Source organism: Candidatus Saccharimonadia bacterium, assembly GCA_035544015.1.
Taxonomy (GTDB): Bacteria; Patescibacteriota; Saccharimonadia; order UBA4664; family UBA4664; genus UBA5169.
This window is the reverse complement of sequence record DATKIP010000078.1, coordinates 1-1,907: the sequence shown is the minus strand read 5'-3', so window position 1 is coordinate 1,907 and position 1,907 is coordinate 1. Positions and strand designations below refer to the sequence as shown.

Sequence of the window (1,907 nt, the reverse complement as noted above, 5' to 3'; positions counted from 1 at the left end):
CTTGATCTCGTGGACCCAGTCAGGCCCGGAGGGCGGTCGGTCGGCAGGGGCAGGGCTCGATGAAGCCGGGGGTACGCATGACAAGGGGGCGTAGTAGCGAGCAGCGGGCCATGGTCAGGATCTCGCCAACAAGATTGCATGCCAATCTCAGCTTATAGCAGGGTAGCGGCGCGAACGTGGTTGGAAATGGGTGTGGCGCAATCCCGGTAACATGAAGTTATCGTTTCAGGCTGCGAGGTCAATCGGCTGATCGATGGGCTTGGTGGCGAGCGTCTTCCAGCCATCGACCTTGCGCATGTTGATCTGACCGGAAGCGAGCAACGCCCAGAACAGCATGGCGGCAGTTTCGGCAGACGGCAGTACGGTCTGGGTCTTGATCCTTCGTTTGAACTCCTCGTGCAGCCGCTCGATCGCATTCGTCGTCCGTGCGCTGCGCCACTGGCTCGGCGGCAGGCGGGTGAAGGTGAACAGGCGTTCGCCGGCTTCCTCCAGGCTGTCGGCCACGGCACGGTGCTTGAGCCGCCACTTGCGGATGAAGGCCTTGCGGCGAGCTTCGATCTCCTCTGAGGTCGCCGCGTAGATCATGTCGGTGTAGTCGGCGCCAATCTCCTCATGCAGCCGCTCGGGCGCATGCGCGAGCAGATTCCTGTGCTTGTGGACCGTGCAGCGCTGGACCGGCACGCCGTCCCACACGGCGGCGATCGCCTTCTCCAGCCCCGGCGCGCCGTCGACAATGAGGAACTCAGGCCGTCGTAGGCCGCGCTTGATCAAATCGTCGAGGACACTGCGCCAAGCCTCGGTGCTCTCGCCGCCCATGCTCTTGATCGCGAGCAGCACCTTCTGGCCGTCCTCGCGCACGCCGATGACGACGAGCAGCGAGATGGAAGTCGCCTTACGGTCGAGCCGCACGCGCACCACCGTGCCGTCGAGGATGAGCCGCACGATCGGTTCTTCGACAAGCGAGCGGGCGTTCCATGCCTCCCAGTCGGTCTTCACCTTGCGCCAGACCCGGCTCACGGTGTCCTTGCCGACCGCGCCGCCAAACAGGGCGGCGAGCGCGCGGCGCACCCGGCGCGTGTTGGTGCCAGCGAGATAGCTGCCCGCAATCAGCGCGTCAGCGACAAGCGTGCGCCGCTGATAGGCCCGCAGCGCCTTGCTCTTCCACTCCGTCGTCTTGCCATCGGCGGTGTTGAGCCTGGCGCGCGGGACCTCGATCTCCACCCGGCCGAAGCTTCCCAGCAGCGACCGTGACCGGTGGCCATGGCGGTGCCCAATAGCGCCGATCGCGCCCTCGCCATGGCCAATCGAGGGCTTCGCACCGCGAGCGTAGCGTGGCCGGGACAGCGACATGTCGAGTTCACCTTCGATCATGGCATGGATGAACTCGCGAACCCGCTCGCGCACCCCGGTCTCAATCGGATCGAACCAATTGTCGAAAAGATCAACAGTCGCTTCCGCCGCGGGCTGCGAGGAATCAGGCTTCGTGGTAATGCTTGTCATGGCGTGGTCTCCAGTCCGACGCACTAACGCCGGATGATTCGAGGTTGAACACCCCGGAGACTACGCTACTCTCATTTCCTACCACTCCCGCGACGGCACCCGTGCTCACCGTGGCCCTCGCTATGCTCGGCGTGACATCCGTTGTCAAAGCACAGCAGCAGCCGGCACAACCAGCGCCCCCGCCATTGCCACAAGCCCCTAACATGACCTTCTTTGTCACTGGCGCGGGGCCCGGGAAGGGCGCCGATCTCGGCGGCCTCGAAGGCGCTGACCAGCATTGTCAGCAATTGGCGCAGCGCCATGGGGCCGGAGGTAAAACCTGGCATGCCTATCTGAGCACCCAAGCAGTCGACGGGAAGCCGGCGATCAATGCACGCGACCGCATCGGCAACGGTCCGTGGCAGAAT

Annotated in this window: 2 protein-coding genes; one reads left to right on the top strand and one right to left on the bottom strand. The window is 64.6% G+C overall.

Annotated features, from left to right (window positions below):
• Positions 1 to 225 precede the first annotated feature (225 nt).
• Positions 226 to 1,500 (bottom strand): IS256 family transposase, encoded by a 1,275-nt coding sequence (locus VMT30_05455; GenBank protein HVQ44384.1) that lies wholly within the window; start codon positions 1,498 to 1,500, stop codon positions 226 to 228.
• A 44-nt stretch (positions 1,501 to 1,544) separates the two neighbouring features.
• Between VMT30_05455 and VMT30_05450 the strand changes: the two genes are divergently transcribed.
• A partial coding sequence (locus VMT30_05450; GenBank protein ID HVQ44383.1) for a lectin occupies positions 1,545 to 1,907 on the top strand: 363 nt, incomplete at its 3' end.